This window comes from Amycolatopsis sp. A133, from assembly GCF_031082405.1.
GTDB lineage: Bacteria > Actinomycetota > Actinomycetes > Mycobacteriales > Pseudonocardiaceae > Amycolatopsis.
This window is the reverse complement of sequence record NZ_JAVHJU010000036.1, coordinates 313,791-339,408: the sequence shown is the minus strand read 5'-3', so window position 1 is coordinate 339,408 and position 25,618 is coordinate 313,791. Positions and strand designations below refer to the sequence as shown.

20 protein-coding genes are annotated in these 25,618 nt (G+C 71.2%); 8 read left to right on the top strand and 12 right to left on the bottom strand.

The window, feature by feature from the left end:
• Positions 1 to 33: 33 nt before the first annotated feature.
• Complete coding sequence (locus tag Q5425_RS24405) at positions 34 to 780, top strand: hypothetical protein (RefSeq protein WP_308674616.1); 747 nt, start codon at positions 34 to 36, stop codon at positions 778 to 780.
• Here the strand turns inward: Q5425_RS24405 and Q5425_RS24400 are convergent.
• Positions 768 to 1,502 (bottom strand): AfsR/SARP family transcriptional regulator, encoded by a 735-nt coding sequence (locus Q5425_RS24400; RefSeq protein ID WP_308674615.1) that lies wholly within the window; start codon positions 1,500 to 1,502, stop codon positions 768 to 770. The genes Q5425_RS24405 and Q5425_RS24400 overlap by 13 nt on opposite strands.
• Before the next feature lie 113 nt (positions 1,503 to 1,615).
• Here Q5425_RS24400 and Q5425_RS24395 point away from each other — a divergent pair, with 113 nt between their 5' ends.
• A complete protein-coding gene (locus Q5425_RS24395) occupies positions 1,616 to 2,329 on the top strand; it encodes a serine/threonine protein phosphatase (protein WP_308674614.1) in 714 nt (237 codons plus the stop codon).
• 3 nt (positions 2,330 to 2,332) lie between these two features.
• Here Q5425_RS24395 and Q5425_RS24390 read toward each other — a convergent pair whose 3' ends face one another.
• The 3 genes from Q5425_RS24390 to Q5425_RS24380 are packed head-to-tail and all read right to left on the bottom strand — an operon-like array spanning position 2,333 to position 3,437.
• On the bottom strand, positions 2,333 to 2,806 hold the full coding sequence (locus Q5425_RS24390; RefSeq protein WP_308674613.1) for a DUF2127 domain-containing protein: 474 nt from the start codon (positions 2,804 to 2,806) through the stop codon (positions 2,333 to 2,335).
• Between the two features lie 26 nt (positions 2,807 to 2,832).
• A complete protein-coding gene (locus Q5425_RS24385; RefSeq protein WP_308674612.1) occupies positions 2,833 to 3,261 on the bottom strand; it encodes a hypothetical protein in 429 nt (142 codons plus the stop codon).
• Positions 3,243 to 3,437, bottom strand: a complete 195-nt coding sequence (locus tag Q5425_RS24380; RefSeq protein ID WP_308674611.1) for a zinc finger protein — start codon at positions 3,435 to 3,437, stop codon at positions 3,243 to 3,245. Before Q5425_RS24380 ends, Q5425_RS24385 begins: the two co-directional genes overlap by 19 nt.
• Positions 3,438 to 3,515: 78 nt before the next feature.
• On the opposite strand from Q5425_RS24380, the gene Q5425_RS24375 reads away from it, so the two are divergent.
• On the top strand, positions 3,516 to 4,349 hold the full coding sequence (locus Q5425_RS24375; protein ID WP_308674610.1) for a helix-turn-helix transcriptional regulator: 834 nt from the start codon (positions 3,516 to 3,518) through the stop codon (positions 4,347 to 4,349).
• 12 nt (positions 4,350 to 4,361) lie between these two features.
• Entirely contained in the window at positions 4,362 to 4,526 is a 165-nt protein-coding gene (locus Q5425_RS24370; RefSeq protein WP_308674609.1) for a DUF397 domain-containing protein, read from the top strand.
• Here the strand turns inward: Q5425_RS24370 and Q5425_RS24365 are convergent.
• Complete coding sequence (locus tag Q5425_RS24365) at positions 4,500 to 5,090, bottom strand: TetR/AcrR family transcriptional regulator (RefSeq protein ID WP_308674608.1); 591 nt, start codon at positions 5,088 to 5,090, stop codon at positions 4,500 to 4,502. The genes Q5425_RS24370 and Q5425_RS24365 overlap by 27 nt on opposite strands.
• 125 nt (positions 5,091 to 5,215) lie before the next feature.
• On the opposite strand from Q5425_RS24365, the gene Q5425_RS24360 reads away from it, so the two are divergent.
• Positions 5,216 to 6,586, top strand: coding sequence for an MFS transporter (locus tag Q5425_RS24360; protein WP_308674607.1), 1,371 nt, complete (start codon positions 5,216 to 5,218; stop codon positions 6,584 to 6,586).
• A gap of 42 nt (positions 6,587 to 6,628) precedes the next feature.
• Here the strand turns inward: Q5425_RS24360 and Q5425_RS24355 are convergent, their stop codons facing one another.
• The 5 genes from Q5425_RS24355 to Q5425_RS24335 all read right to left on the bottom strand — a co-directional run bounded on the left by Q5425_RS24355 (position 6,629) and on the right by Q5425_RS24335 (position 14,021).
• Positions 6,629 to 8,980, bottom strand: coding sequence for a GH92 family glycosyl hydrolase (locus Q5425_RS24355; RefSeq protein WP_308674606.1), 2,352 nt, complete (start codon positions 8,978 to 8,980; stop codon positions 6,629 to 6,631).
• Between the two features lie 77 nt (positions 8,981 to 9,057).
• Complete coding sequence (locus tag Q5425_RS24350; protein WP_308674605.1) at positions 9,058 to 10,506, bottom strand: amidohydrolase family protein; 1,449 nt, start codon at positions 10,504 to 10,506, stop codon at positions 9,058 to 9,060.
• A gap of 424 nt (positions 10,507 to 10,930) precedes the next feature.
• Positions 10,931 to 12,493, bottom strand: a complete 1,563-nt coding sequence (locus Q5425_RS24345) for an ABC transporter permease (protein WP_308674604.1) — start codon at positions 12,491 to 12,493, stop codon at positions 10,931 to 10,933.
• Positions 12,490 to 13,398 (bottom strand): ABC transporter ATP-binding protein, encoded by a 909-nt coding sequence (locus tag Q5425_RS24340; RefSeq protein ID WP_308674738.1) that lies wholly within the window; start codon positions 13,396 to 13,398, stop codon positions 12,490 to 12,492. The genes Q5425_RS24345 and Q5425_RS24340 overlap by 4 nt, the downstream gene beginning before the upstream one ends.
• 2 nt (positions 13,399 to 13,400) lie before the next feature.
• Positions 13,401 to 14,021, bottom strand: coding sequence for a TetR family transcriptional regulator (locus tag Q5425_RS24335; protein ID WP_308674603.1), 621 nt, complete (start codon positions 14,019 to 14,021; stop codon positions 13,401 to 13,403).
• Between the two features lie 236 nt (positions 14,022 to 14,257).
• Here Q5425_RS24335 and Q5425_RS24330 point away from each other — a divergent pair, with 236 nt between their 5' ends.
• Together Q5425_RS24330 and Q5425_RS24325 are read left to right on the top strand one after the other, a co-directional pair.
• Positions 14,258 to 17,491 (top strand): S8 family serine peptidase, encoded by a 3,234-nt coding sequence (locus Q5425_RS24330; RefSeq protein ID WP_308674602.1) that lies wholly within the window; start codon positions 14,258 to 14,260, stop codon positions 17,489 to 17,491.
• Between the two features lie 168 nt (positions 17,492 to 17,659).
• Positions 17,660 to 19,057, top strand: a complete 1,398-nt coding sequence (locus tag Q5425_RS24325; protein ID WP_308674601.1) for a discoidin domain-containing protein — start codon at positions 17,660 to 17,662, stop codon at positions 19,055 to 19,057.
• On the opposite strand, the gene Q5425_RS24320 is transcribed toward Q5425_RS24325, so the two are convergent.
• Positions 19,045 to 20,208 (bottom strand): ROK family transcriptional regulator, encoded by a 1,164-nt coding sequence (locus Q5425_RS24320; RefSeq protein ID WP_308674600.1) that lies wholly within the window; start codon positions 20,206 to 20,208, stop codon positions 19,045 to 19,047. The two genes, Q5425_RS24325 and Q5425_RS24320, sit on opposite strands and share 13 nt — an antisense overlap.
• A 98-nt stretch (positions 20,209 to 20,306) precedes the next feature.
• Here Q5425_RS24320 and xylA point away from each other — a divergent pair, with 98 nt between their 5' ends.
• The gene (gene xylA / locus Q5425_RS24315; protein WP_308674599.1) at positions 20,307 to 21,455 is read left to right on the top strand and encodes a xylose isomerase; all 1,149 of its coding nucleotides are present in this window, start codon (positions 20,307 to 20,309) and stop codon (positions 21,453 to 21,455) included.
• A 52-nt stretch (positions 21,456 to 21,507) separates the two neighbouring features.
• Here the strand turns inward: xylA and Q5425_RS24310 are convergent, their stop codons facing one another.
• Positions 21,508 to 25,389 carry a carbohydrate-binding protein gene (locus Q5425_RS24310; RefSeq protein WP_308674598.1) on the bottom strand — a complete coding sequence of 1,294 codons (3,882 nt, stop codon included), beginning with the start codon at positions 25,387 to 25,389 and terminating at the stop codon, positions 21,508 to 21,510.
• Positions 25,390 to 25,618: the final 229 nt, after the last annotated feature.

The window sequence follows — 25,618 nt, the reverse complement described above, 5'->3', positions numbered from 1 at the left end:
GCGGCAGGGGGTCGCCGGGCAAGGGGGTACACCGTGGATCGCCGCAGTCTGCTCAAACTCACCGCCGGCGCGGCCGCCGTTGCCGGGACAACCGTGCTCACCGGAACCGGGATCGCGTCGGCCGGCACCGGGTTGCCGCCCGTGCCCGGGATGCTCGGGGACCGGCGGGCCAACGAAGTCTGGTACCAGCTCGACGAAATCTCGCTGTACAACCGCTCCCCGGAAGTCCAGGACGCCTTCTCGGCGCTCATCCGCTTCGTCCAGGAGAACGCTCCGGAAGGCCTGTACGAGAAGTGGCGGGAGCTGAGCGGGGAACCGGGTTACCCGGAGAACTACGCCGAGTTCGTCAAGCCGGTCGAACAGCCGCTGCGGGTCCTTTCGACGCTGCAGCTCGACAACTTCGACCGCTTCTACCGCGGTGACGAGGCCGGCCTCGTCACCGCCTTCGCCGCCTTCGGGCAGGGCATCCTCTTCGACCCGCGGCGGGAGCCGGTCGAGTCGGAGGTGCACACCATGAACGGCAACCCGCCCGGTGGTTACCACTTCTGGCACGTCATCCTGCGCGGGCAGATGTTCCTCGGCATCGACCGGCACCGGTGGGCGCGGATCGACCCGCTGCTCGGCTTCGCCTGGGCGCTGCAGTCCATCGCCAAGCCCGACCACCGGCACGTCAATCCCGGCCTGCCGCGGGAGCAGGTCCGCGCGCTGGCCCGGTACTGGCTGCCGCGCTCGCCCGCCCAGCTCGACCGGGACTTCCAGTCGGCGCCCTACCCCGCCTGAGCGTCCAGCACCCGCTGGTACGCCGTCCGCAGCGCGGGGCCCGGCGCGATCCCGAGCCGCTCGTCGAGCAGGCGGCGGCCCCGGTGGTACACCGCGACCGCGTCCGCCGGCCGTCCGCTCGCGCAGAGGGCGGCCATGAGCAGGGCGCGGGCGCGTTCGCGCATCGGGTGCTCGTGGACGAACGCGGTCGCGTCGGGCACCGCGCGCAGGTGGTCGCCCGACGCGATCTCGGCTTCGATCCGGCCCTCCAGCGCCGCCAGCCGCAGCTCGTCGAACCGCGCCGCCTCGCCCGCGCGGAGCGGTTCGGCGACGTCGGCGAGCACCGGACCGCGCCACAGCTCCAGCGCGGCGCGGAACAGCCCCGCCGCGCGGGCCGGCCGGTCCGCGCGCAGCTCGTCGTGGCCCAGGTACGCCAGCCGGGAGAACTCCTCGGCGTCGACGGTCCCGCCCGGCGTCAGCAGGTACCCGCCGCCGGTCCGGACGAGCCGGGCCGGCCGTCCGAGGGCCGTTCGCAGGCGGGAGACGTACGTGCACACCTGCGCGTCGACCGTCGACGGCCGGTCGCCTTCCCACAGCAGCGAAATCAGCCGTTCGTCGGGCACCACCCGGCCGCGGGCCAGCAGCAACGCCGCCAGCAGCGTCCGCGGCTTGCGCCCGCCGAGCGCGGCCGGGCGGCCGTCGGCGCGCGACACCGCCAGCGGCCCGAGAATCCGGAACTCCATTCCCCACCCCGTTCCCACCGTACGCGGACCGGCACCGACGGCACAGGAAAGTCTCAGCCCGCCCTTAGGTTCCGCGCGGATCATGGAGGTCGGAGGGGGACGAGGAGGCCGCGATGAGCACCACACGTCAGGGTTACCCGCGCTGGCACACCGCGAGCGCGCAGGGGCCGCGCTCGCTCAACGCCGACGCCGTCGGGGCGTACGCCGCCGCCGGCGGGCCTGGCATCGCGTTCGCCCTCGCCGACGGCGTCGGCGACGATCCCGCCGCCGCCCGTGCCGCCCGCACCGCCGCCGCGGCCGCCGCGCGCACACCGATCCACAAAGGACCCGTCGAGGCCGTGCTGGCCGCGCAGCGCGCGGTTCGCGAGCAGCCGCGCGGGGACGCCGTGCTCGTCGTCGCCATGCCCGCCGAGCACGGCGGGTACCGCATCGCCTGGGTCGGCGACGCCCGCGCGTACGCCTGGGACGGCACCACGCTGAACCGGCTCACCACCGACCACACGCTCGCCGAGTTCTTCCGCGCCCGCCACCAGCCGGTGACGCCGCGGATGGAGCACGTGGTCACCACCAGCGTCCGCACCGCCGAGACGCACGAGATCGGCACGGCGGAGACCACGAGCGCGGGCCTGCTGCTGACCAGCGACGGCGTCCACAAGCCCCTCACCGGCAGCGGCATCCGCGCGGTGCTGGCCCAGCCGGGCGCGGGCGCCGCCGAACTCGTCGAAGCCGCCCTCGCCCGCGGCGGCTCGGACAACGCGACCGCCCTCTACGTGGAGCCCTCGGAGGTCGTCGGCAGCACGACGGTCCGGTTTCCCGTCGCCGCGTGAACCCTAGGCGGCGCGCTTGAGCTGCCGGTACTCCCGCAGGACGAGCACGATGATGACAACGTCGAGCGCGGCGAAGAACGGCAGCGCGATCGAGTGGGTGTGCACCGCGCGGACGATCTCGTAGACGACGAACGCGGCCAGGATCACCGCGGCGACGGGGTAGGCGCGGACGATCTTGCGGGCCAGCGCCCACACCAGAGCGAGCTTGATCAGGCCGTGGGCGAGCAGGTACGCGACGGCGAAGGTCTTGGTGTCGCCGTGGAGGAAGTTCTCCGTCGCCGACTCGAGGTGGCGCGCCAGCGTGCCCGACGGGTCGCCGAGCAGGTCCCGGGTGATCACCGCGTGGGTGAACCCGCTGACCGTCGAGGCCGGGACGAACGCGAGGACCAGCGCCCCGACGACCTGCAGGACGCCGTCGAGGCCCTTGAGCGCGATCGCGATCCGGAAGAACCGCTCGGTCGCCGTCGTGTTCTGCATGCCCCCAGCTCAGCAGAAACGGCGGATCAGTGCACGTGGAGGCACTTTTCGCACCTTTCGTGGCGAGCTGTCCGGCCGGTCGGGTCCGTCCCGTAGAAGGGGAAGCAGGCCGCGCCGCAGACGGCGAGGAAGATCGGCCCGCACCGGAGGGGGTGCGGGCCGACCTGGTGGGCGACGGCCAGTGCGCGCCGCCGTGCGCCCGCTTCGGGGAGCCAGCCGTGTTCCGGGAGCCCGGCCCGGACCTGGGCGTCCAGCTCATCGGCCCGGGTGACCAGGTCCGCGCCGAGATCGGCGAGCCGCTCCCCCAGATCCCGGAGGATGTCGGGCCGCGGCAGCTCCTCCCCGACGGTCCTGGCCAGCCACGCCAGGTCGGGCACGAGCGACGCGTGCAGGTCCCGGATGCGCTCCAGCAGCCGCAGGTCCCGCCCGGCATCGATCAGCACCGCGCCAGCCACGCCGACTCGCATTCGACACAGGTCGGGTCGAACCAATTCCCGCCGAGCTGCGGAACATCCCGCACCGCGACGGTCACTTCTTCCCCGCACAAAGTCACGAACCGTTCCTCCGGACGCGGAGGGAACGGCCCGTCGAGCGCGTGGCGCTTTCCCTCCGCTTGCTGCCACCTCAACATGCTGTCCATTAGAACTGTCTCGATCCGTTGACACCAACACGTCGAGGGAGTGATGGGCCGGGTTTGTAGTATCGGGACATGAAACCGACTTCTTCGACGCCGCGAGCTCGCGCGTTGGCCGCGGGACTGCGCGAACTTCGCGAAGCGCATGGAATGGGCTTGAGAAAGCTGGCTCGAATACTCGGCTTTGCACCACAGGCGCTATCACTGTGGGAGAAGGGCTTGAGGCTGCCTACGGTGGCAGACGTGGCGCTCATCCTCGGCTTCTTCGAGGTGAGAGGAGAGAAGCAGAAGCATCTCCTGGAATTGGCGAGGACAGCCCGCGAGCGCGATTGGGTCACGCCCGGTTCGCCCGAGATCACTCCCGAACTGTCCGGACTGCTGGAATGCGAGCGATCTGCCACGAAGATCACCGCATGGGCCTTCACCATCATTCCCGGGATCCTGCAGACGGCAGACTACGCGCGGGCCATTCTCAGCAATTCCGATCTGGCTCCGACCCAGGCCGACACACATCTCGTCACGCGGCTGAATCGCCAGCGGATCCTCTCCCGGCCGGAACCGGTCCAATACCGGGCGATCATCAGCGAGCGCGCTCTCCGCGAGCCGATCGCCGACGAAGGCGTCATGTCGGACCAGATGGATCACCTGCTCGAAGTCACGAAGAGGCCCAATGTCTCGCTGCGGGTGCTGACCACCGACGGCTCGTACCACCCGGGCATGCTCGGATCATTCTTCCTCTACGAATACGGCGACACTCTGCCGATCGCCTTGCTCGAACATGCGTACTCGAGCGCCTTTCTCTACGAAGAGGATCACATCCGCGCTTACTTCCGGCTTGCTAAGGTGTTGTCGGGAAGAGCTTTGAGCGAAGATGCCTCGCGGACCCTGATCGCCGAGGCGGCAAGATAGCCGGAGGACCGAATGGAAGCCACCTGGCGCAAGTCGAGCCACAGCGGCGGAAACTCCGAGTGCGTCGAGGTGGCGGTCGAGCGCACCGTGGGCATCCGGGACAGCAAGGCCCCCTCCGCCGGCCAGCTCACCGTCTCACGTCGAGCCTGGTCAGCCGCCTTGCGCCGGCTTCGCTGAAGTCTCCACCTTCACCACGTCCTCCGCGAAGGCGACCGCCACCTTCGACCCTTCACCGCCGAAGATCGGGCCGTTCGTGTACAGCCCGTCGATGATGAACATGATCCGGTCCGCCAGCCTCTCCGGGTCCGGCGCCGGCGTCTCCGCCGCCAGCTCGCGCAGCTGGGCCCGGACCCGCACGAAGTGGTCCATCGACACCCGGTGCGCCGGGTGCTCCCGGTCCGGGAACTCGGCGAACGTCGTGCGCAGCGGGCACCCCCGCGTGCCCGGCTCGCTCACCCGCACCCCCACCTCGCGCACCAGCGAGACCAGCTGCCGACCGGGCTCCGATACCGCCGCCTTCGCGTCGGCGACGATGGTGTCCCAATCCCCGCTGCAGCGCCTCAAGTACGCCACCACCAGGTCGTCCTTGCTGGCGAACTGGCTGTAGAGCAGGTTCTTGCCACACTCGCACTCGTCGATGATCTGCTGCATCCCGACCGCGTGCACCCCGTGCCGGTTGAACAGCCGGGTGGCGGTCTCGAGGATGCGCTCACGTGCATCCGGTGTCGGCTTGCGGGGCATGGGGGAATCGTACCGGACCGAATGGTCCATATCGTGGGTTCCCGGTTGACAACCCGGAACAAGCCCCGCCATGATTCGGACCGTTCGGTCCCGGACCGATCGGTCCGACTCACCTGGGGGTTGCCTTGACCGTCTCCGCCCATCCGTCCGCGGTCCACGACCGCCTCACCCCGCGCGCCCGCGGGCTGCTGCTTGTGCTCTGCGGCGCGCTCTTCCTCGACGCCCTCGACGTCTCCATGAAGGGCGTTGCGCTGCCCTCCATCGGGGCGGAACTCGGCATGGCCACCGGCTCCCTGCAGTGGGTGGTCAGCGGTTACGTCCTCGGCTTCGGCGGGTTCCTGCTGCTCGGCGGCCGCGCCGCCGACCTGCTCGGACGCCGCCGGATGCTGATCGGGGCGCTCGCCGTGTTCGCCGTCGCGACCGCGCTCGGCGGCTTGGCCACCAGCGGCCCGCTGCTCATCGCCGCGCGGTTCGTCACCGGGATCAGCGCCGCCTTCAGCGCGCCCGCCGGGTTCTCGATCATCACGACGAGCTTCGCCGACGGCCCGGTCCGCAACAAAGCGCTGTCTATCTACACCGCCACCGGCGCGACCGGCTTCTCGCTCGGGCTCGTCGCGGGCGGGCTGCTCACCGAACTGAGCTGGCGCTGGGTGTTCCACGCACCGGTGCTCGTCGCGCTCGTGACGCTGGCCGGCGCACTCGCCGTCGTCCCGCGCACGGCCGCCGCGCCGGGCCGGGGGTTCGACATCGCCGGGTCCGCGACCGTCACCGCGGCCATGCTCCTGCTGGTGTTCACGCTCGTCGAGGCGCCGAACGCCGGCTGGGCGTCGGTGCGGACGCTCGGTTCGCTGGTCGCCGTCGCGGCGCTGCTCGCCGTGTTCGTCGTCATCGAACGCCGGGTCGCGAGCCCGTTGCTGCGGCTGGGGATCCTGCGGTCCGGCCCGCTGGTGCGGGCGAACGTCGCGGCGATGTCGCTGCTCGGCGGCTGGGTCGGCGCGCTGTTCATCGTCACGCTGTACCTGCAGGGCGTCCGCGGCTGGTCGGCGCTGGAAACCGGGCTGGCGGTGTGCCCGAGCGGCATCGTCGTGGCGGTACTGGCGCCGCGGATCGCCGCGCCGCTGGTCGGCCGGTACGGCTCGGGGCGCGTCGCGCTGGCCGGGCTCACGTCTTCGGTGGCGGCGTACGCGCTGCTGCAGTTCCTGGACGCCTCCAGCGGCTACGCGACCCTGATGCTGCCGGCGTTCCTGCTGGTGGGACTGGCCTTCACGCTGACGTACGGCCCGCTGACGATGGCGGCCGCGGACAGCGTCCCGGCGGCCGACCAGGGCCTGGCCGGCGGGCTGGTCAACACGGCGTTCCAGATCGGGCCGGCGCTGACGCTCGGCGTCGTCTCGGCGGTGACCGCCACCGGCAGCCTGCGAGCCGCGCTCGTCGTCCCGCTGATCGTGGCCGCGCTCGGGGTGGCCGCGATGCTCCCGGCCCTGCGTCGCGCCTGAAAGCGTGACGGCCTCCCCGGGTGCCGGGGAGGCCGTCACGGGTCACATCGCGGGCGGGGCCGAGGCCGTCCCCCACGCCGTGGGCGTGTCACTCAGGCGGAACTGGATCTTGCCCGCGCGGAGCAGGTCCGCGTGCGAGATCCAGCTGCGGTCGTAACCGCGGTGTCCGATCCGGACGTCCGTTGTGTACTGCAGCTTCGACGCGCTCGCGCCGGGCGCCTCGATCTCGATCTTGCGCCCGCCGTCCGGCCGGATCTCGACCTTCTCGAACATCGGCGTGCTGAGCAGGTACGTCCCGGTACCGGGCTGGGCCTCGAAGACGCCGGCCATCCCGAAGACGAGCCACGACGAGATGGTGCCGAGGTCGTCGTTGCCCGGCATGCCGTAGGGCGTGTCGGTGAACAGCGTCCGCGCCGCGCGCAGCACGGCCGAGGTCTTCCACGGCGCGCCCGTCCAGCTGTACATCCAGGGCGCGTGCAGGTCGGGCTCGTTGTTCGGGTTGAAGGCGAAGTTGTTGTGGTAGTCGTACGCGCCGTGGACCCAGGAGTCCTTGGCCGCCTTCGCCGGGTCGGTCAGCAGCAGCGGCAGGTCGAAGAACGTGTCGAGCCGCTTCTCCGCCTGCGCCGGGCCGCCCATCAGGCCGAACAGCTTCGCGGTGTCCTGCTGGGCGAGCCACTGGTACTGCCACGGCGTGCCCTCGTGGAAGCCGGTGGACTTCGCCGGGTCGGGGTCGCCGACGCCGGTGCCGTCCGCGGCCTTCGTGCGCGGGAACCCGGTGAAACCGTGGGATTCGACGCTGGTGTCCCACAGCTTCGCGAAGTTGCCGCAGCGGGTCCGCAGGGTGGCCGCCTTGTCGCCGTAGCCCAGCCCGGAAGCCATGGTGGACAGCGCGCAGTCGGCGAGGGCGTACTCGAGCGTCGCCGAACCGGCCTGGCGCGTGTCACCGTAGGTGTAGCCGGGCAGGTCCTGGTAGCCGATCCAGCCGTTCTTCACGTAGGTCGGGTTGCCGTCGCGGCCGCGGAAGATCGACTGGTCCTGCGGCACCTCGTTGGCGTTGCGCCACAACGCGTCGAACAACTGACGTGCGGTCCGGTCGTCGAGCAGGCCACGCCGGTAGTTGTCGACCACCCACGGTGTCACGGGGTCGCCGCTCATCACGTTCGTCTCGCCGCCGGCGAGCGCCCAGCGCGGCACCCAGCCGCCGTCCTGGTAGATCTTGAGGACGGACTTGGTCATGTCCGCGGCCTTGTCCGGGTGCAGCAGCGCGACCAGCTGGTTCTGCGAGCGGTAGGTGTCCCACAGCGAGAACATCTGGTAGTAGGTGTCGCGGCTGCGGTGGACGGCGTCGTCGAAGCCGCGGTAGGAACCGTCCACATCGGAGCCGACGGACGGGTGCAGCAGCGACCGGTACAGCGCGCTGTAGTAGGTCCGCTGGTCGGCGGTGGTCCCGCCGGCGACGCGCATGCGGTTCAGCTCGTCGCGCCAGGTGTCGTGGGCGGCCTTGCGCGCCTTGTCGAACGACTTGGGCTGCTCGGCGCCGCGGTTGAGCCGCGCCCCGTCGATCGAGGTGTAGGAGAGGCCGACCGAGGCGCCGACCTGCTTCTTGTCGGTGCCGAAGGTGAGCCAGGCGCCCGTGCGCTGGCTACCGAGCTTCGCGTCACGCTGGTTCGGCGTCAGCTTGCTGTCGGTCCAGGTGCCGAAGCTGGTGAACTTGCGGTCGAACTTGGCGCTGAAGAAGACCTTGTAACGCTCCTTCTGCGTCTCCCAGCAGAAGTTGCCGCCCTGCAGCCAGCCCTCGACGGTGTCGTCGCCGACGACGTGGACGTCACCGGCGTAGGTGTAGCCGTTGCTCTCGCCGACCTCGATGAGGACGTTTTCGCTGGTCGCGCCGCTCGGGAAGGTGTAGCGGTGCTGGCCGGTGCGCTGGGTGGCGGTCAGCTCGGCGCCGATGCCGTTCGCGAGCTCGACCCCGTAGTAGCCGGGTTGGCGGGTCTCGTCGGCGTGGCTGAACTTGGCGCCGTACTTCGCGGGGTCGCTCGTGGTGACGGCGCCGGTGGTGGGCATGAAGCGGAAGTTGCCCATCGTCTGGCAGCCGACGCCGGAGAGGTGGGTGTGGCTGAAGCCGAGGGTGGTGTCCTGCGCGTAGTCGTAGGACGCGTACTTCTTCAGCTGGGTGTCCGGGCTGAGCTGGACCATCCCGAAGGGCGTGGTGGCGCCGGGGAAGGTGGTGCCGTCGCCGTTGTTGCCGATCGAGGTGTCGACGAGGGTCGTGGGGTCGTCGGCGAACCGGGGGCCGCTGTGGGCTTCGGCGGGGGTGGCGAGCGCCATCGTCGTGGCTCCCGCAAGCAGGGTGGCCAGGACGCGCGTCCGCCTTGGTGAGGTGAACCGTCTCATCCGTGTCCTCCTGACAACGTTGTCACATGCACGGTGGGATCTTTTCCGTTGTCCGGTGGACAAATCAAGCCCCCAGATCAGACCTGGTGCGTGACGCGACCGTCGAGGATCGTCGCCGTCACCGGGAGGTTGCGCAGGTCCGCGGGCGACAGGACGGCTGGGTCCGCCGCCGTCACCATCAGGTCCGCGACGTCGCCCACCGCCACCGCGCGACGGCCACCCGACGAAGCCGCCAGCGCGTCGGTGAACGGGATCGCCTGCTCCGGGTGCCACGGCGGGCGGTCGTCGTCCGTGCGCGAAATCGCCGACGCGATTCCGTCCCACGGGTCCAGCGGGGCCACCGGGGCGTCCGAACCGAACTCGAGACGGGCACCGGACTCCAGCAGCGAGCGGTAGGGGAACGCCCGCGAAGTGCGCCCGTGCCAGTGGCGGTCCGCGACGTCCCGGTCGTCGGGCTGGTGCGACGGCTGGACCGCCGCGATCACCCCGAGGGAAGCGAACCGGGGGACGTCGGCCGGGGAAAGCAGCTGCGCGTGCTCGATGCGGCCGGGACAGCCGACCTCCTCGAACGCGTCCAGCGCGATCGTGTTCGCCCGGTCGCCGATCGCGTGCACCGCCGGGAGCAGCCCGTGCGCGAAAGCCCGTTCCATCAAGGGAACCAGCGAAGACGGCGGCAGTTCCAGCGACCCCGGCGAATCCACGCCAGGGTACGGGTCGTGGCAGTAGGCCGTGCGGGTGTTGAGCGACCCGTCCACGAAGAGCTTGAACGGCCCGACCGTCAGCAGCCCGCCGGAATCCGGCAGGACGTCACCCGTGCGGTGGCCGCGCTCGATGGTCTGGTCCAGGAGGTGCTTCGCGATCACGCACGAGATCCGCGCGGGCGGGGCACCCCGGCGCGTCCAGTCCGCCACCGTGTCCGCGTACTCGTAGTCGACGATCTGCGTCACGCCCCGCGCGGCCGCCGCGGAAACCGCTTCCGCCACCCACCGGTCCTGGACGTCGATCGCCGCCGTCGGCAACTGGGCCGTCGCGCTCATGCAGTCGCCCTCCAGGAGCACACCCGTCGGGTGCTCGCGGCCGATCAGCTTCAGCGCCGCGGGACTCAGCCAGAGCGTGTGCAGGTCCGCGCCGAACAACGCGACCGCCCGCCCGGGCAGCGCCCGCTGCAGCATGTCCTTGTGCGGCCGGTCCGGCCACAGCCCATCGCGGAACCCCGCGCCCACAACGAGTTCCGCCTGCGGCGCCGGCGTCGCCAGCAGGTGCGCGAGCAGCAACTCGATCGCCTCCGCCGCCGAACGCGCCGCATCCAGCGGGATGCGCCGCCGGAACGTCGCCCACTGCAGGACGTGGACGTGCGCGTCGACCAGCCCCGGCAGCAGCGTCCCGCCGTGCCCGTCGACCACGCGCGCGGCGAACCCGCCGGAACCCGGTTCGGTGATCGACGTGACCCGCCCGTCGTTCACCCGCACATCGGCGAGGTCACCACCGAGACCCGGCCGGACGCGGCGCAGCAGGAGATCATCCATGCGCACCACCATGCCAGCCCGACCCCGTCCGGGTGAAGCACGGCTTGAGATGGGAAATACCCGGGTACCAGCTACCGTTGCAGAAGATGGCAGCCGTCGCCCGCCGAAGGGTCAGGGCCGGTCCATGGGCGCCGCCTTCACAAGCCGCGCAGGGTTCGACTCCCTCGGTTGCCGCTCGCGATGCTCGGGGTGAGGTCTGTGCGCGGAAAGCGCGCACCGGGCCTCGCCTCGCGGTGTCTCCTGGGGGTCGAACCCCCAGGCCCCCGCCAGGGGGCAAGCCCCCTGGACCCCCGGCTGTGGTCGCGTTGGGCGGTCAGGTCGCCGGCGTCTTGTGCCGCGCAACCCGCGGGTGTGTGTCGTTGGGTGGTCAAGTCGCCGGCATTCCCGCCGGTGCGCCGCGAACCGGCCGTTGTCCCGTTGGTGGTCAGCCCACTGGCATGTCGCGGCGCCGCAACGCAAGCAGGCCGCCCGCTCCGGCGATCGCCGCTATCAGAACCAGCCACAGGGCCGGTGCCGGTGAGAACGTTCCGCCCGGTAGCCTCGGCAGGTGCTGGAACGGGGAGATCCCCAGCACCGCGTCGTTCCACTGCAACGCCGATCCCACCAGCGACAGCAGCAGGAACGCCGCCAGCAGACCCCAAGCCCCCGCCGCGAAACGCGGGAGGAAGCCGACCAGGGAAACCGCCAGGCCCGCCAAGACCCACACCGCCGGTAGCTGGGCCAGCGCCGCCGGGACCAGGCCGAAGCCCGAGCCGTACGCCAGGCCCGTCGCCCAGCCCGTGACCGCCAGCACGACCGCCGAACCCACCACGGCGAACGTCAGGTGGGCCAGCGCCCAGCCGAGGCGGCCGACCGCCGTCGCCAGAACCGGTTCCGCCCGGCCCGCCGCCTCTTCAGCGCGCAGCTTCAGCGTCGCCTGCACCGCGTAACCCGCCGCCGCCAAGCCGAACAACGTGATCGTCCCCGCCAGGTACGCCTCCGTCACCGCGCCACCGCCGCCCACGCGGGAGAACACGTCCGCGACCGCGCGGTTGTCCCGCATCATGTCCGCGACGTTCTGCGCCACCCCGCCCATCAGCAACCCGACGAGCCCGAGGCAGACGGTCCAGACCAGCAGCGTCCCCCGCTGCAGCCGCCAGGCCAGCGCCAGCGGCGACCGCAACGACGCCTTCGCCGTCGCCCGGCCCGGCCGCGCCGGCAGCAGCGCCGCACCGAGGTCCCGGCGGGCCGACAGGGCGACGGCCACGGCCACCAGCGCCGCGGTCGCGAAGACGCCCAGCGCGAGCACCCACCACTGCTCCCCCGCGAACGGCCGCAGCCGGTGGGCCCAGCCGATCGGCGACAGCCACACCAGCCCGCCCGCCGAGGCGCTACTGTCCCCCGCCGCGCGCAGCAGGAACGCCAGCACCAACGCACCGATGCCGATCCCCCGCGCGCCACCCGCACCCCAGGTGAGCTGGGCGGCGACAGCGCCGACCCCGGCGAACACCCAGCCTGCCAACGCGAACCCCGCTCCCAGCGCCAGCGCGCCCGCCACCGGGACGCCCTGCGCGGCGATCCCGATCCCGGCCAGCAGACCGAACACCAGGCACGCACCGCAGGCGGCGAGCACCGCCGCGGCCAGCCCCGCGTGCCGGCCGACGACGGTGGCGCCGGTGAGCTCGCGGCGTCCCGCTTCCTCCTCGGTGCGGGTGTGCCGGACCACGGTGAGCAGCGCGATCAACCCGGCGACCACCGGGACGAACCCGCACTGCCAGGCCAGCAGGTTGCCGGCCGACGAACCGTACAGCGGGCCGTTGCGGACCACGAAGGTCGCGCTCGAAGCGTTGAGGTCGTAGAAGTGCTGCCGTGACGCGGCATCCGGGTACGCCGCATCGATCGACGACAGGTAACCGACCGGCGCGAGCGTGAGGCCGAGGATCCAGATCGGCATGAGCAGCCGGTCGCGGCGCAGCACCAGCCGCAGCAGCGCCCCGGTGCCCCTCATCGCGCCGCTCCGGCCGGTTCGCCCTGCCGGTAGTGGCGCAGGAACAGCTCTTCGAGTGTCGGCGGGCGGCTCACCAGGCTCCGCAGCCCGGCCTTGGCGAGGTGCCGCATCACGTCGTCGAGCGCGGTCTGGTCGACGGACAGGTGGACGTGCGAGCCGGACGAGCTCAGGTCGTGGACGCCCGGCAGCACCGCCAGGTCCGCCGGCACGTGCGCGAGCGACGCGTCGATCGTGATCCGGCCCAGGTGGCGCAGCTCGTCCAGGGTGCCGGACTCGACCGTGCGGCCGGCCCGGATGATCGTGACGCGGTCGCACAGCGCCTCGACCTCGGAGAGGATGTGCGAAGACAGCAGCACCGTCCGGTCGCCGCGGTGCCGCTCCTCGTCGACGACTTCCCGGAACACCTCCTCCATCAGCGGATCGAGGCCGGACGTCGGCTCGTCGAGGACCAGCAGTTCCACCTCGGACGCCAGCGCCGCGACGAGCGCGACCTTCTGCCGGTTGCCCTTGGAGTACGTCCGGCCCTTCTTGCGCGGGTCGAGGTCGAAGCGCTCGATCAGCTCCGCGCGGCGAACGGTGTCGAGGCCGCCGCGCAGCCGGCCGAGCAGGTCGATGACCTCGCCGCCGGTGAGGTTCGGCCAGAGGGTGACGTCGCCGGGCACGTACGCGAGGCGCCGGTGCAGCTCCGTGGCGTCGGTCCAGGGGTCGCCGCCGAGCAGGGTGGCGCGGCCGCCGTCGGCCCGCATCAGCCCCAGCAGGACGCGGATCGTGGTGGTCTTGCCGGCGCCGTTGGGCCCGAGGAAGCCGTGCACCTCGCCGGTGTGGACGGTCAGGTCGAGCCCGTCGAGGGCTTTCGCCGCACCGAACGCCTTGGTGAGGCCGTCGGCGGTGATCGCTTCGGCCATCGTCATCCCTTTCCTTCGGTGTCCATTTCGGACAGAGCGGCGCGCGCCTTGTCCAGCAGCTCGGGCGCGGCGGGTGGGTGGGTCAGCAGGTACCCGGCGGCCGCCATGATCCGCAGGGTGGCCTCGTGGGTGTTCGGCGTCTCGCCGAGCACGTCGGCCATCGGGCCGTGGAAGACGAAGAGGCCGCCGGTCATCGCGACGAGCGCGGCCGCGGCGGCGCGCGGATCGGGCCCCCCGGCGTCCGCGGCGCGGAGGTACGCCTCGGTCTCGTCGACGACCTCGGCGAACTGCCGGGCCGCGGCCGCCGAGCCGTCGATCATGGCCCGGCCCAGGTAACGCCGCAGCAGCAGCTGGCGCGGGTCGAACGTCGGCAGGAAGCCGGTGGTCCCGGTGCCCTTCTCGAGCGCCTCCAGCTTGAACTTCAGCAGTTCGTCGTGGACGTGGGTGTCGCAGGCCTCGCGCAGGCCGTCCTTGGAGCCGAAGTGGTGCCGGATCAGGCCGCCGGACACGCCGGCTTCCTCGGCGATGTCCAGGATCGACGTCTTTTCCATGCCGCGTTCGGTGAACAGCCGGATGGCGGCGTCCCGGATCCGGGCGCGGGCGGTGAGGTCTTCGGCGTTCATCACCAGTCCTATACGTACGTGTAGTCGACTACACAGGAATATAGCCCACTACACGCACGTGTAGCAAGGCGGAGCTTTCACGTGAAAGCTCCGCATCCGGCGACGGCCTAACCGGGCAGTGCATTAGGCCATTTGGCTCGCAACCAATTGCGGTTTATGGGCTAACTGTCTTATTGCTGCGGAAGATCCCACCCTGTGTACTGCACGGACGCACATCTTCACGAAGGGTCGTTTCAGTGACACAGCACAGATCGCGCTGGAGACGGCGGGCCGGGATCACCGTCCTCGCCACCGCACTCGGCGCCTCCGTCCTCGGCGTGGCCGTCCCGGTGGCCTCCGCCCAGCAGGCCCCGCCGACCAACGGCGCGGCCGACGGCAAGACCCTCGACGAGCACGACCGCGCGCTCGTCGCCGAAGCCGAGAAGGCCGGGAAGCCCGACGTCACGCTGCTGATCGCCGCGGAAAAGGGCCAGACCGGCACCGCCGTGAACGAGCTCAAGGCCCTCGGCGGGGTCGTCCAGTCCACCGACACCAAGCTGGACTACGTCAAGGTCAGCATCCCCACCGCCAAGGCCGAGAAGGCCGCGAAGCTCAAGTCGGTGAACGCCGTCGACGTCGACGGGCTCATCGTGCGCGACGACCCGAAGCCCGACGGCGCGGCCACGCCGCTGCCGCAGCCGGCCCCGGGCAAGGACACCCCGCGCGTCAACCCGTACCTGCCGACCGGGGACACCTACGCGGCGCAGTTCGGCCAGGTCCTGCCCAACTGGGACGGCAAGGACACCACGGTCGCGGTGCTCGACTCCGGCGTCGACCTCGACTCCCCGGCGCTGGCCACCACCAGCCACGGCGAACGCAAGATCGTCGACTGGTACAACGCCAACGCCACCAACTCCGGCGACGGCACCTGGGTCAAGCAGTCCACCCAGACCTACACCGGCACCTTCACCTCGAACGGCAAGACCTGGACGGCCCCGGCGACCGGTGGCCCGTACACCTTCGGCCTGTTCGGCGAGACCGCCGGCGACCTGGGCGCCGCGGACAGCGAGACCGGCGGTGACCTCAACCGCGACGGCGACCGCGCCGACTCCTGGGGCGTGCTGCTCGACCCCGCCACCAAGGAGGTCCGGGTCGACCTCAACGGCAACGGCGACTTCACCGACGAGAAGCCGATGACCGACTACAACAAGAAGTACGACGTCGGCTTCTTCGGCACCGACAACCCGGCGACCGACATCGCCGAGCGGATGGCCTTCGTGGTCCAGACCGACAAGCCGGGCTTCGTCGGCATCGGCATCGCCGGTGCGGAGCACGGCTCGCACGTCGCCGGTATCGCCGCCGGCAACGACCTGTTCGGCGGCAAGATGGACGGCGCGGCTCCGGGCGCGAAGGTCCTGGCGGTCAAGGTCTGCCTCACCAGTGCCGGCTGCACCTCGTCCGGCCTGATCGACGGTGTCGTCTACGCCGCGAGCCACGGCGCCGACGTCATCAACATCTCGATCGGCGGCCTGCCGGCCCTCAACGACGGCAACAACGCCCGTGCGGAGCTCTACAACCGCACGATCGCCGAGTACAACGTCCAGATCTTCATCTCGGCCGGCAACAGTGGTGCCGGGGCGAACACCGTCGGCGACCCGTCGGTGGCCACGGACGCGATCTCGGTCGGCTCGTACATCACCAAGGAGACCTGGCTGTCGAACTACGGCTCGGTCACCAAGAACCCCGAGTCGATGCACCCGTTCTCCTCGCGCGGCCCGCGTGAGGACGGCGGCTTCAAGCCGGACATCATCGCGCCCGGCGCGGCGATCGCCACCGTCCCGCGGTGGGAGGTGCCGACCCCGGTGGCCGGCACGTACCCCCTGCCCGCCGGCTACGCGATGCTGCAGGGCACGTCGATGGCGGCGCCGCAGGCGACCGGCGCGGCGGCACTGCTGGTGAGCGCGTACAAGGCGACGCACAAGGGACAGCGGCCGCCGGTGGCGCAGCTGCGCGCGGCGATCAAGTCGACCGCGCGGTTCGTGCCGGGCATCGGCGCGTACGCCCAGGGATCGGGCCTGTTCAACGTGCCCGCCGCGTTCGTCGCGCTTTCGCTCAACCCGAAGCCGGACACCGTCTCGACGTCGGTCGAGGTGCACACGGCGCTGTCGGGCCTGCTGGCCAAGCCGAACACGGGCGTGGGCATCCACGACCGCGAAGGCGTGACCACGGGCAAGGCCTACACCCGCACCTACACGATCACCCGCACCACGGGTTCGGCGCACCCGGTGCCGTACTTCGTGCGGTGGGTCGGCAACGACGGGACGTTCTCCTCCGGTTCGACGGTGGCGCTGCCGCTGAACACGCCGGTGAAGTTCGACGTGAAGGTCAACCCGAAGAGCACCGGGGTCCACTCGGCCCTGCTCTACCTGGACAACCCGCTGACCATCGGCATCGACGTGCAGACCCTGAACACGGTCTTCGCGCCGCAGGAGTTCGTCGCCGGCAAGGGTTTCCAGGTCGACGTCTCGGGCAAGGCCGCCCGCAACCAGGCGACCAGCTACTTCGTGCGGGTGCCGCAGGGCGCCAGCGCGCTGAAGGTGGACCTGGACGCCGGCGGCGGCGCCCCGGGCAAGGGCCAGGTGCGGTTCCTGCGCTACGACCCGACCGGCGTCCCGGCCGAGGCGAGCACTTCCACGACGTACTGCTACCTGCCCGACGCGGGGGCCGGCTGCCCGGGTGGCACGCCGACCAGCCGCACCATCGCCAACCCGTTGCCGGGCGTGTGGGAGATCACCGTCGAAGCGCGGCGGACGTCCGATGTGGCCGAAGCGCCGTACAAGCTGTCGGCCGCGGTGCTGGGCACGGCGATCTCGCCGAACCCGGACACCATCGCCTCGGCCACGCTGAACACGCCGATCGCGCGGTCCTACACCGTGCAGAACACGCTCGGCGCGTTCACCGGCAAGCTCACCGGGGCGACGCTGGGCAGCGCCAAGACACAGCGGCCGTCGATCGCCGAGGGCACGCAGCAGCAGTACCAGATCCCGGTGACGCCGGGCTCGACGGCGCTGACGGTCACCATCGGCAAGACGTCCGACGTCGGCGCCGACCTGGACCTGGTGCTGTACAACTGCACGACCGGGTCGTGCGTGGTCGCCGGGCAGAGCGCGGACGGTGACTCCGAGGAGTCGGTGACCATCGCCAACCCGGCCGCGGGTACCTGGCTCGCGCTGGTCGACGGCTACGCGGTGCCGGCCGGCACCACGGAGTACGACTACCTCGACGTGTTCACCAACCCGGCGTTCGGTTCGGTCGCGGTGACCGACGCGAACGCGCTGCGGGCGTCGGGCAGCTCGTGGACCGTGCCGGCGACGGTGACGGCCACCGCCGTCCCGGCCGCGGGCCGGACCCTGCGCGGTCAGCTGACCGTGCAGACCGACACCGGGGTCACGGTCGGCTCCTCGCTGGTGCAGATCCTCGCGGTGAGCTAGTCCCGCTCAACGGAAACCGCCCCGGGTGCGCCCGGGGCGGTTTTCGTTTCCCCGACGGAGGTCCTGGTGGGTTTCCGACGCAAGTTTGCGGATATCCGGTGAAGTGTTGCCCTCGTTCGGGCGGTGTCCGTATGGTCTGGAACACTTCGACCCCACCGAGGAGTCCCGATGCGACGGATTTCGACGTTCTTCGCCGCGCTTCTCTTGCTGGCGGCCGCTTTCCCGGGTGTCGCGCACGCCGCCGCGGCGCTTTCGAGCCGCACCCACCTCTTCTACTACCCGTGGTACGGCGGCAGTTCCACCGGCTACCGGCACTGGGCGCAGGGCGGGCACACGCCGCCGGCCGACGTCGGCGCGAACTTCTACCCGGTGCTCGGCGCATACGACTCCGGGGACTTCGCCGGGGCTGTGGAGCAGCACATGCGGTGGATCGAGCAGTCCGGTGCCGGGGTGATCGTCTACAGCTGGTGGGGTCAGGGGTCCTATGAGGACGGTCTGGCCGCCGGGGTGCTCGAAGCCGCGGCCCGGCACGGGATCAAGGTCGCGTGGCACCTGGAGCCGTACGGCGGACGGACCGCGGCGTCCACCGTGGCCGACGTGAACTACCTCCTGGGGCGGTACGGCTCGAGCCCGGCGTTCTACCGCGAGGGCGGCCGCGGCGCGTTCTACGTCTTCGAAAGCCTGCGGATCACCGACTGGACGGCCCTCGACCAGGTGCGCTCGTCGGCGATCGTGCTGGCGCAGACCACGGACACGAGCAAGGTCGCGCACTTCGGCGGGATGTACACCTACGACGCGATAGCCGGGGCGACCGCGCCGGGCTGGCGCGAGGCGGGCGCGTTCTGCGAGGCGAACGGGCTGGTCTGGGCGCCTTCGGTGGGTCCGGGGTACGTGGACGACCGCGCGGTGCCGGGGAACACGACGCCGACGCTGTCCCGTGAGGGCGGGGCCACCTACGACCGGGAATGGCAGAACGCGCTTTCTTCCGGGGCCGACTGGGTTTCGGTGACGTCGTTCAACGAGTGGCACGAAGGGTCGGTCATCGAACCGGCCCGCTCTTCGCCGCCTTCCGGGTCGTACGAGACGTTCTCCGGCGCCTACGGGACTTCGGGAGCGGCTTCGGAGACCGCCTACCTGGACCGGACGCGGTACTGGGCGGCGCAGCTCGGCGGTCCACCGCCCGCCCCGGTCAACCTGGCGCAGGGCAAGGCGGTCACCGCGAGCGGCGCGCAGGGCGGGTACCCGGCGGGGAACGCCGTCGACGGGAACGTCTCCAGCTACTGGGAGAGCTCGAACAACGCTTTCCCGCAGACCTTGACGGTGGATTTCGGCGCACCGGCCGCGGTCGGCCGGGTGGTGCTCGCGCTACCGCCGTCGTGGGGCCGCCGAACGCAGACGATCGGCGTGAACGGTGGCGGTCCCGCGCAGTACGTGTTCGACCCGGCGACCGGGAACACGGTCACGATCCCGGTGTCCTCGGCGGACCGGTACCTGCGGCTGACGTTCACCGGCAACACCGGGTGGCCGGCGGGTCAAGTGTCCGAAGTGGCGGCCTACGCCTCCTGAGCCCGGGTGACGAACGGTGCCGGATCGGCCAGCACCCGGTGCACGACCCGGCCGGCCGCGCCGAGGGTGGCCGCGTCGCCGCCCAGGCGGGACGCCGTGAGCACCGGAGGCGTGCCCCGCAGCCCGCCGAGCCGGGTGGTCAGCACCTCCGACACCGGCTCCGACAGCCACGGGTACAGCTGCGTGAAGATCCCGCCCAGGACGATCCGGTCGAGGTCCAGCAGGTTCACCGCGGACGTCAGGGCGACGCCGAGGGCCCGCCCGGCTGCCGTGCACGCCGCCAGCGCCGTCCCGTCACCCCGTTCGAGAGCGCTCAGCAAAGCCGGCACCGAAGCGGCGTTCCCCGCCGCCAGCAAGGCTTCCTGCCCGGCGTAGGTTTCCAGGCAGCCGCGGCCGCCGCAGCGGCACGGCGCTCCCTCCGGGGTCACGACCACGTGCCCCAGCTCGCCGGCCAGGCCCGTCGCACCGGAGAACAGCACGCCGTTGACGACCAGGCCGGCGCCGATGCCGATTTCGCCGGACACGTACAGGAAGTCGCGTTCGCCGTCGCCGTACCAGAGCTCGCCGAGCGCCGCGAGGTTCGCCTCGTTGTCCAGCTCGACCGGGACCGGCAGCCGCAGCAGGTCGGCCGGGCGGACGTCCTGCCAGCCGAGGTTGGGGGCGCTGAACAGGACGCCGTCGCCGACCGGGCCGGACACCGCCAGCACCGCGCCCGCCGCCTCGAGCCCGAGCCGGTGGGTCTCGGCGAGCGCCTCCACCGCGAGGTCCTGCAGCTCCCCGAGGACCTTCTTCGGCCGCGAGCCGCGGTTGTCGCGCTCGCGGCGGGCGGCGAACCGGACCGCGCCGGTGAGGTCGAGCACGCGCACCGCGAGGTAGTCGACGTTGATCTCCAGCCCCAGCGACGCCACCCGCGCCCCGCTGAGCACGACCGCCACGCCCGGCCGGCCGCGTTCGCCGGCCCGGGCGGGCCCGGTTTCGGCGAGCAGGCCCGCGTCCACCAGGTCGCCGACGAGCTTCGAGACCGTGGACTTGGTGAGCCCGGTGACCTCGGCGAGCGCGGCCCGGGTGAGCGGGCCGCCGCGGCTGACCGCGCCCAGCACGACCTCGAGGTTGCGGGCGCGCATCTCTTCGTGCCGCACGGCCTGCGTCATCGTGTCCTCCCGCGAAGCACTGTAACCCGGCCCCTTGACGCCGGGGACCCCCGCGGCGCATATTTAGTCTACAACGTGAACTAAATGAAGGGACAGTCATGAGCGACTACGCTCCCCAGCCGGCCGACAAGTTCACCTTCGGCCTCTGGACCGTGGGCTGGCCCGCGAACGACCCGTTCGGGGTCGCGACGCGGGCGCCGCTCGACCCGGTGGAGAGCGTGCACCGGCTGGCCGAGCTGGGCGCCTACGGCGTGACCTTCCACGACGACGACCTGCTGGCCACCGAGCCGGACCGCGACCGGGCGATCGAGCGGTTCCGCAAGGCGCTCGCCGAGACCGGCCTGAAGGTGCCGATGGCGACGACCAACCTGTTCACCCACCCGGTGTTCAAGGACGGCGGCCTGACCAGCAACGACCGCGACGTCCGGCGGTACGCGCTGCGGAAGGTGCGCCGGAACATCGACCTGGCGGCCGAGCTCGGCGCGGAAACCTACGTCGTCTGGGGTGGCCGTGAAGGCGCCGAGTCCGACGCCGCGAAGGACGTCCGCGCGGCACTGGCCCGGTACAAGGAGGGCCTCGACCTGCTCGCCGACTACGTCGTCGAGAAGGGCTACTCGCTGCGGTTCGCGCTCGAGCCGAAGCCGAACGAGCCGCGCGGCGACATCCTGCTGCCGACGATCGGGCACGCGCTGGGCTTCATCTCCCAGCTCGCGCGGCCGGAGATGTTCGGGTTGAACCCGGAGGTCGGGCACGAGCAGATGGCCGGGCTCAACTTCGTGCACGGCATTTCGCAGGCGCTGTGGCAGGGCAAGCTGTTCCACATCGACCTCAACGGCCAGCACGGCCCGAAGTACGACCAGGACCTGATCTTCGGCCACGGCGACCTGAAGAGCGCGTTCTTCCTGGTCGACCTGCTGGAGAACGGCGGCTACGACGGCCCGCGGCACTTCGACTACAAGCCGCTGCGCACCGAAGACTCGGCCGACGTGTGGGTGTCGGCGGCGGCGAACATGCGGACGTACCTGATCCTCAAGGAGAAGGCGCGCAAGTACCGCGAGGACCCCGAGGTCGCGGAGGCGCTGGCGGCGTCGCGGGTGCCGGACCTCTCGACGCCGACGCTGGCGCCGGGCGAGACGTTCGACGACGTGCTGAACGACGAGTTCGACCTCGACGCGGCGGCCGAGCGCGGCTACCACTTCACGCGGCTGAACCAGCTCGCCCTGGAGCACCTCCTCGGCGTGCGCTGACCGCGGAGGCCACATTGAGGGACTGGACGTCCCTCAATGTGGCCTCCCGGGCTTACGACACCGTCAGCGTGTCGATGTCGAACAGGGAACCCGCACCGCCCCGGAAGACCAGGTGGAGCGGGCCGGAGCCCGAGGTGACCGCAGCCGAGACCGTCCGGAACGTCTCCCAGCCACCCGTGTTCGGCACCGTCACCGTGCCCAGCAGCGCACCCGAAGCCGAGCCGTCGCGGATCTCGATCGTGCCGCCCGCTCCCGCCGACGACACCACCGCGCTGAACCGCGTGATGCCCGCGGTGCTCACCGACGCGTAGCCGGCCCAGTCACCGTCCTCGATGTAGCCCAGCGTCCGGCCGCCGCTCGCCGGGGCGTGCTCCGCCACCTGCACACCCGAACCCGACGTGAACGCCTCACCCTCCACAGTGGACGCGGACGGCACACCGCACGAGGCCGGGGCCGCACCCGCGGCGTAGCGGATCGCGCCCAGCAGCTCGGCCCGGAACACCGGGTCCGAGTACGACTCGATCGTGTGGCCGAGCCCGGTGTAGAACGCCCGGCCGCTGCCCTGCGGGTGGCACCACGTGATCGGGTGGTCCGCCCCCATCTCGCCGCCGGCGTAGCTCGACTCGTCCAGCGTCTGGAGCACGTGCACACTGCCGCGCGGGTTCGTGCGGTAGTTGTACAGCTCGTCCGCGCGGGTCCACACCGGCGGCAGGTGCGCCGTCGCCGGGTGGGTGGCGTCCTCCGTCACGAACCGGGCCTGCTGGATCGCCGGGTGGCTCTTGAACCACGCGCCGACCAGCTGCCCGTACCACGGCCAGTCGTACTCGGTGTCGGCCGCCGCGTGGATGCCGAGGTAGCCGCCGCCACCCTCCACGTAGGACTGGAACGCCGCCTGCTGCGTGGCGTCCAGGACGTCGCCCGTGGTGGAAAGGAACACGACCGCCTCATAGGACGCCAGTGAAGCAGCGGTGAACACCGACGCGTCCTCGGTCGCCGTCACGGTGAAGCCGTTCGCGGCACCCAGTTCCCGGATCGCCTGGATCCCCGCCGGGATCGAATCGTGGCGGAAGCCCGCCGTCTTCGAGAACACCAGCACGTCGTACGACGGGTCCACGTGGGTCGGCATACCGCCCAGCGTAAAGGAATCGACGTCGAACAGGGAGCCGGCACCACCGTGGAACACCAGGAACAGCGGTCCGGAGCCACTCGACACCGACGCCGTCACGTCCCGGAACGTCTCCCAGTCCCCGGTCGACGGCACGGCCACCGACCCCAGCAGCGTCCCGGTCGCCGAACCGGACCGGATTTCGATCGTCCCGCCGGCGCCCGCCGACGAAACCCGCGCGGTGAAGGTCCGCGCGCCCGCCGTGCTCACCGAGGCGTACCCGGCCCAGTCGCCGTCCTCGAGGTAGCCGAGGGTGCTGCCGCCGCTCGCCGCGGCGTGCGGCGCGATCTGCACGCCGGAGCCCGACGTGAACGACTCGCCCTCGATCGCGCCCGCCTGCGCCGCCGTGGTGAACGTGAACGCGTCGAGGTCGAACAGGTTCCCCTGCCCGGTCACGCCCTTGAACACCAGGTACAGCGCCGTCGTCCCGGCCGGCCGGTTCGCCAGGTTCGCCGTGACGGTCTGGAACGTGTCCCAGTCCCCGGTGTTGGCGACGGCCGCCGAGCCGAGCACCGTGCCGGTGGGCGAGCCCGCCCGCACCTCCAGGGTCCCGCCGGGCCCGCCGGACGACACCCGCGCGCTGATCGCCGTGGCGTTGCCCAGCGCGTACGGCGTGAACGAGATCCAGTCGCCGTCGTCGGTGTACCCGACCGTCCGGCCGCCCTCCGCCGCGCCGTGACTGGCGAGCTGAACCCCCGACTGCGCCGCGAAGTGCTCGCCTTGGCGGTGCCGCGGCTGCAGTTTGCGGACGCTGTGCGAGGTCAGGCCGCCCTTGTCGGTGTACTGCGCGTCGAAGACGCCGTAGACGTTCGCCGCGGCGTCGTGCTCACCGTCGACCGGGATCGCGATCGAGCCGGAGCACCCGGTCGCCTGCGTGATCTGGTGCTCGTGGCTGTCGTGGCCCAGCAGGTAGGTGACCTTGACCTTCGAGCAGTCCAGCGGCCCGTCCTCCGGATCGCTGCCCGTCACCTGGAAGGGCACGGTGTCACCGAAGGAGAACAGCTGTCCGTCGATCGGGGAAGCGAGGGCGACGGAAGGCGCCGTGTTCCCGACCGTCACCACGAGGCTCGCGGTGCCGGTCAGGCCCTCCGGGTCGGAGACGGTGAGCGTCGGCGAGTACGTTCCGTTCGTGGTGTAGGTGTGCGCGGGGTTCGCCGACGTCGACGTGGCTCCGTCGCCGAAGTTCCACCGGTAGCTCAGCGCCCCGCCCTCGGGATCGGCGCTGCCGGCGGACGAGAAGTTCACCGTCAAGGGATTGGGTCCGGACGTCTTGTCGGCCGCGGCCTTCGCGACCGGGTTGCGGTTGGTGCCGGCCAGGTACTCGATCCGGTAGAGCGCCTGGTTGTCGTCCCCGGTGCCGTAGTCGAGGACGTAGAGAGCACCGTCCGGGCCGAAGGCCATGTCCATGACCTGCGTTCCGGTCCACGGGAAGTCCTCGATCGGCCCGCGGGTGCCGTCGCCGTTGACGGTGACCGCCTTGATCCACTTCCGCCCGTACTCCCCCGCGAAGTACTTGCCGTCCAACGACTGCGGAAACTTCACCGTGGACGTCGAAGCGGCGTCGTACCGGTACACCGGCCCGCCCATCGGCGACTCCGAGCCGCTGCCGAACTCCGGCGGCGAGCCTTCGTCACCGGCGTACTTGATCCACGCGGGCTTCGGCACCGGCAGCTTCGCGAGGCCGGTGTTGCGGAACGAGGAGTTGACCGGCCCGCCGGCGCAGTCGTACTTCGCGCCCGAGGGCCCGCTCGGGAACGTGTAGTGGTTGTACGTCTCGGTCGTCGTGTTCGAGCCGGTGCAGTACGGCCAGCCGAAGTTGCCCGGCCCGGTGATGCGGTCGAATTCGACCTGGCCCTGCGGCCCGCGGTTCGGATCGGTCGTGCCGGCGTCCGGGCCGTAGTCGCCGAGGTAGACGACGCCGGTCGGTTTGTCGACACTCATCCGGAACGGGTTGCGGAAGCCCATCGCGTAGATCTCCGGCCGCGTGTTCGCGGTGCCCGGCGCGAAGAGGTTCCCCGGCGGGATCGTGTAGGTCCCGTCGGCCTGCGGGTGGATGCGCAGCAGCTTGCCGCGCAGGTCGTTCGTGTTGCCGGACGAGCGCTGCGCGTCGAACTGCGGGTTGCGCGTGGTCCGTTCGTCGATCGGCGAGTAGCTGTCCGAGGAGAACGGGTTGGTGTCGTCACCGGTCGTCAGGTACAGGTTGCCGGCGGCGTCGAAGTCGATGTCGCCGCCGACGTGGCAGCACTGGCCGCGGTCGTTGGCGACCTTCAGCACGACCTTCTCGCCGGCCAGGTCGAGCGTGTTGTCGGTCTTCAAGACGAACCGGGACAGGTGCAGCTCACCCTTGAATGGCGCGAAGTCCGCCTCGGTACCGTCGGTCGGCGCGTCACCGTCCGGTGTGGACAGCCGCGGCGAGTAGTACAGCCAGATGTACCGGTTCGCCGCGAACCCGGGGTCGGCGGCGACGCCTTGGAGGCCTTCCTCGTCGTGGGTGTAGACGTTCAGCTTGCCCGCGATCGACGTCGCACCGGCCGCGGTGGTGACGCGGACGGTGCCGTCGCGGGAGGTGTGCACGACCGAGCGGTCCGGCAGCACGGCGAGCGACATCGCCTCGCCGCCCAGCTCGGCCGCGCCGGTCGCGAGGGCGACCTGCTGGTAGTCCGCGGGTGGGATGTCCGCGCGGGCCGGGGTGTCGAGGGTGAGCAGGAGGCCGGCGCCCAGGAGCGCGGTGCCGAACAGCCTCGCCCACTTCGGTGGGGACGGAGACATGCGGATCCTTCCTGATTTGAGCGTGCTTCGCCCCGGAGTGGCGCGAAGCCGGTTTCGATCACCTTCCGACGGGGCTGGCGGTCACCCGTTGAACAGAAGTTTCATGGTCTGCCGCGGCTTGTCGTGAGTGGTAAGGCGGGTTCTAACCCGCCTTACCGCGCGCAGCACGCGGCCGAGCGCCCGCCCGAACTCCATCGTGTCGTCGGGGGTCGGGAACACCAAACTCAAC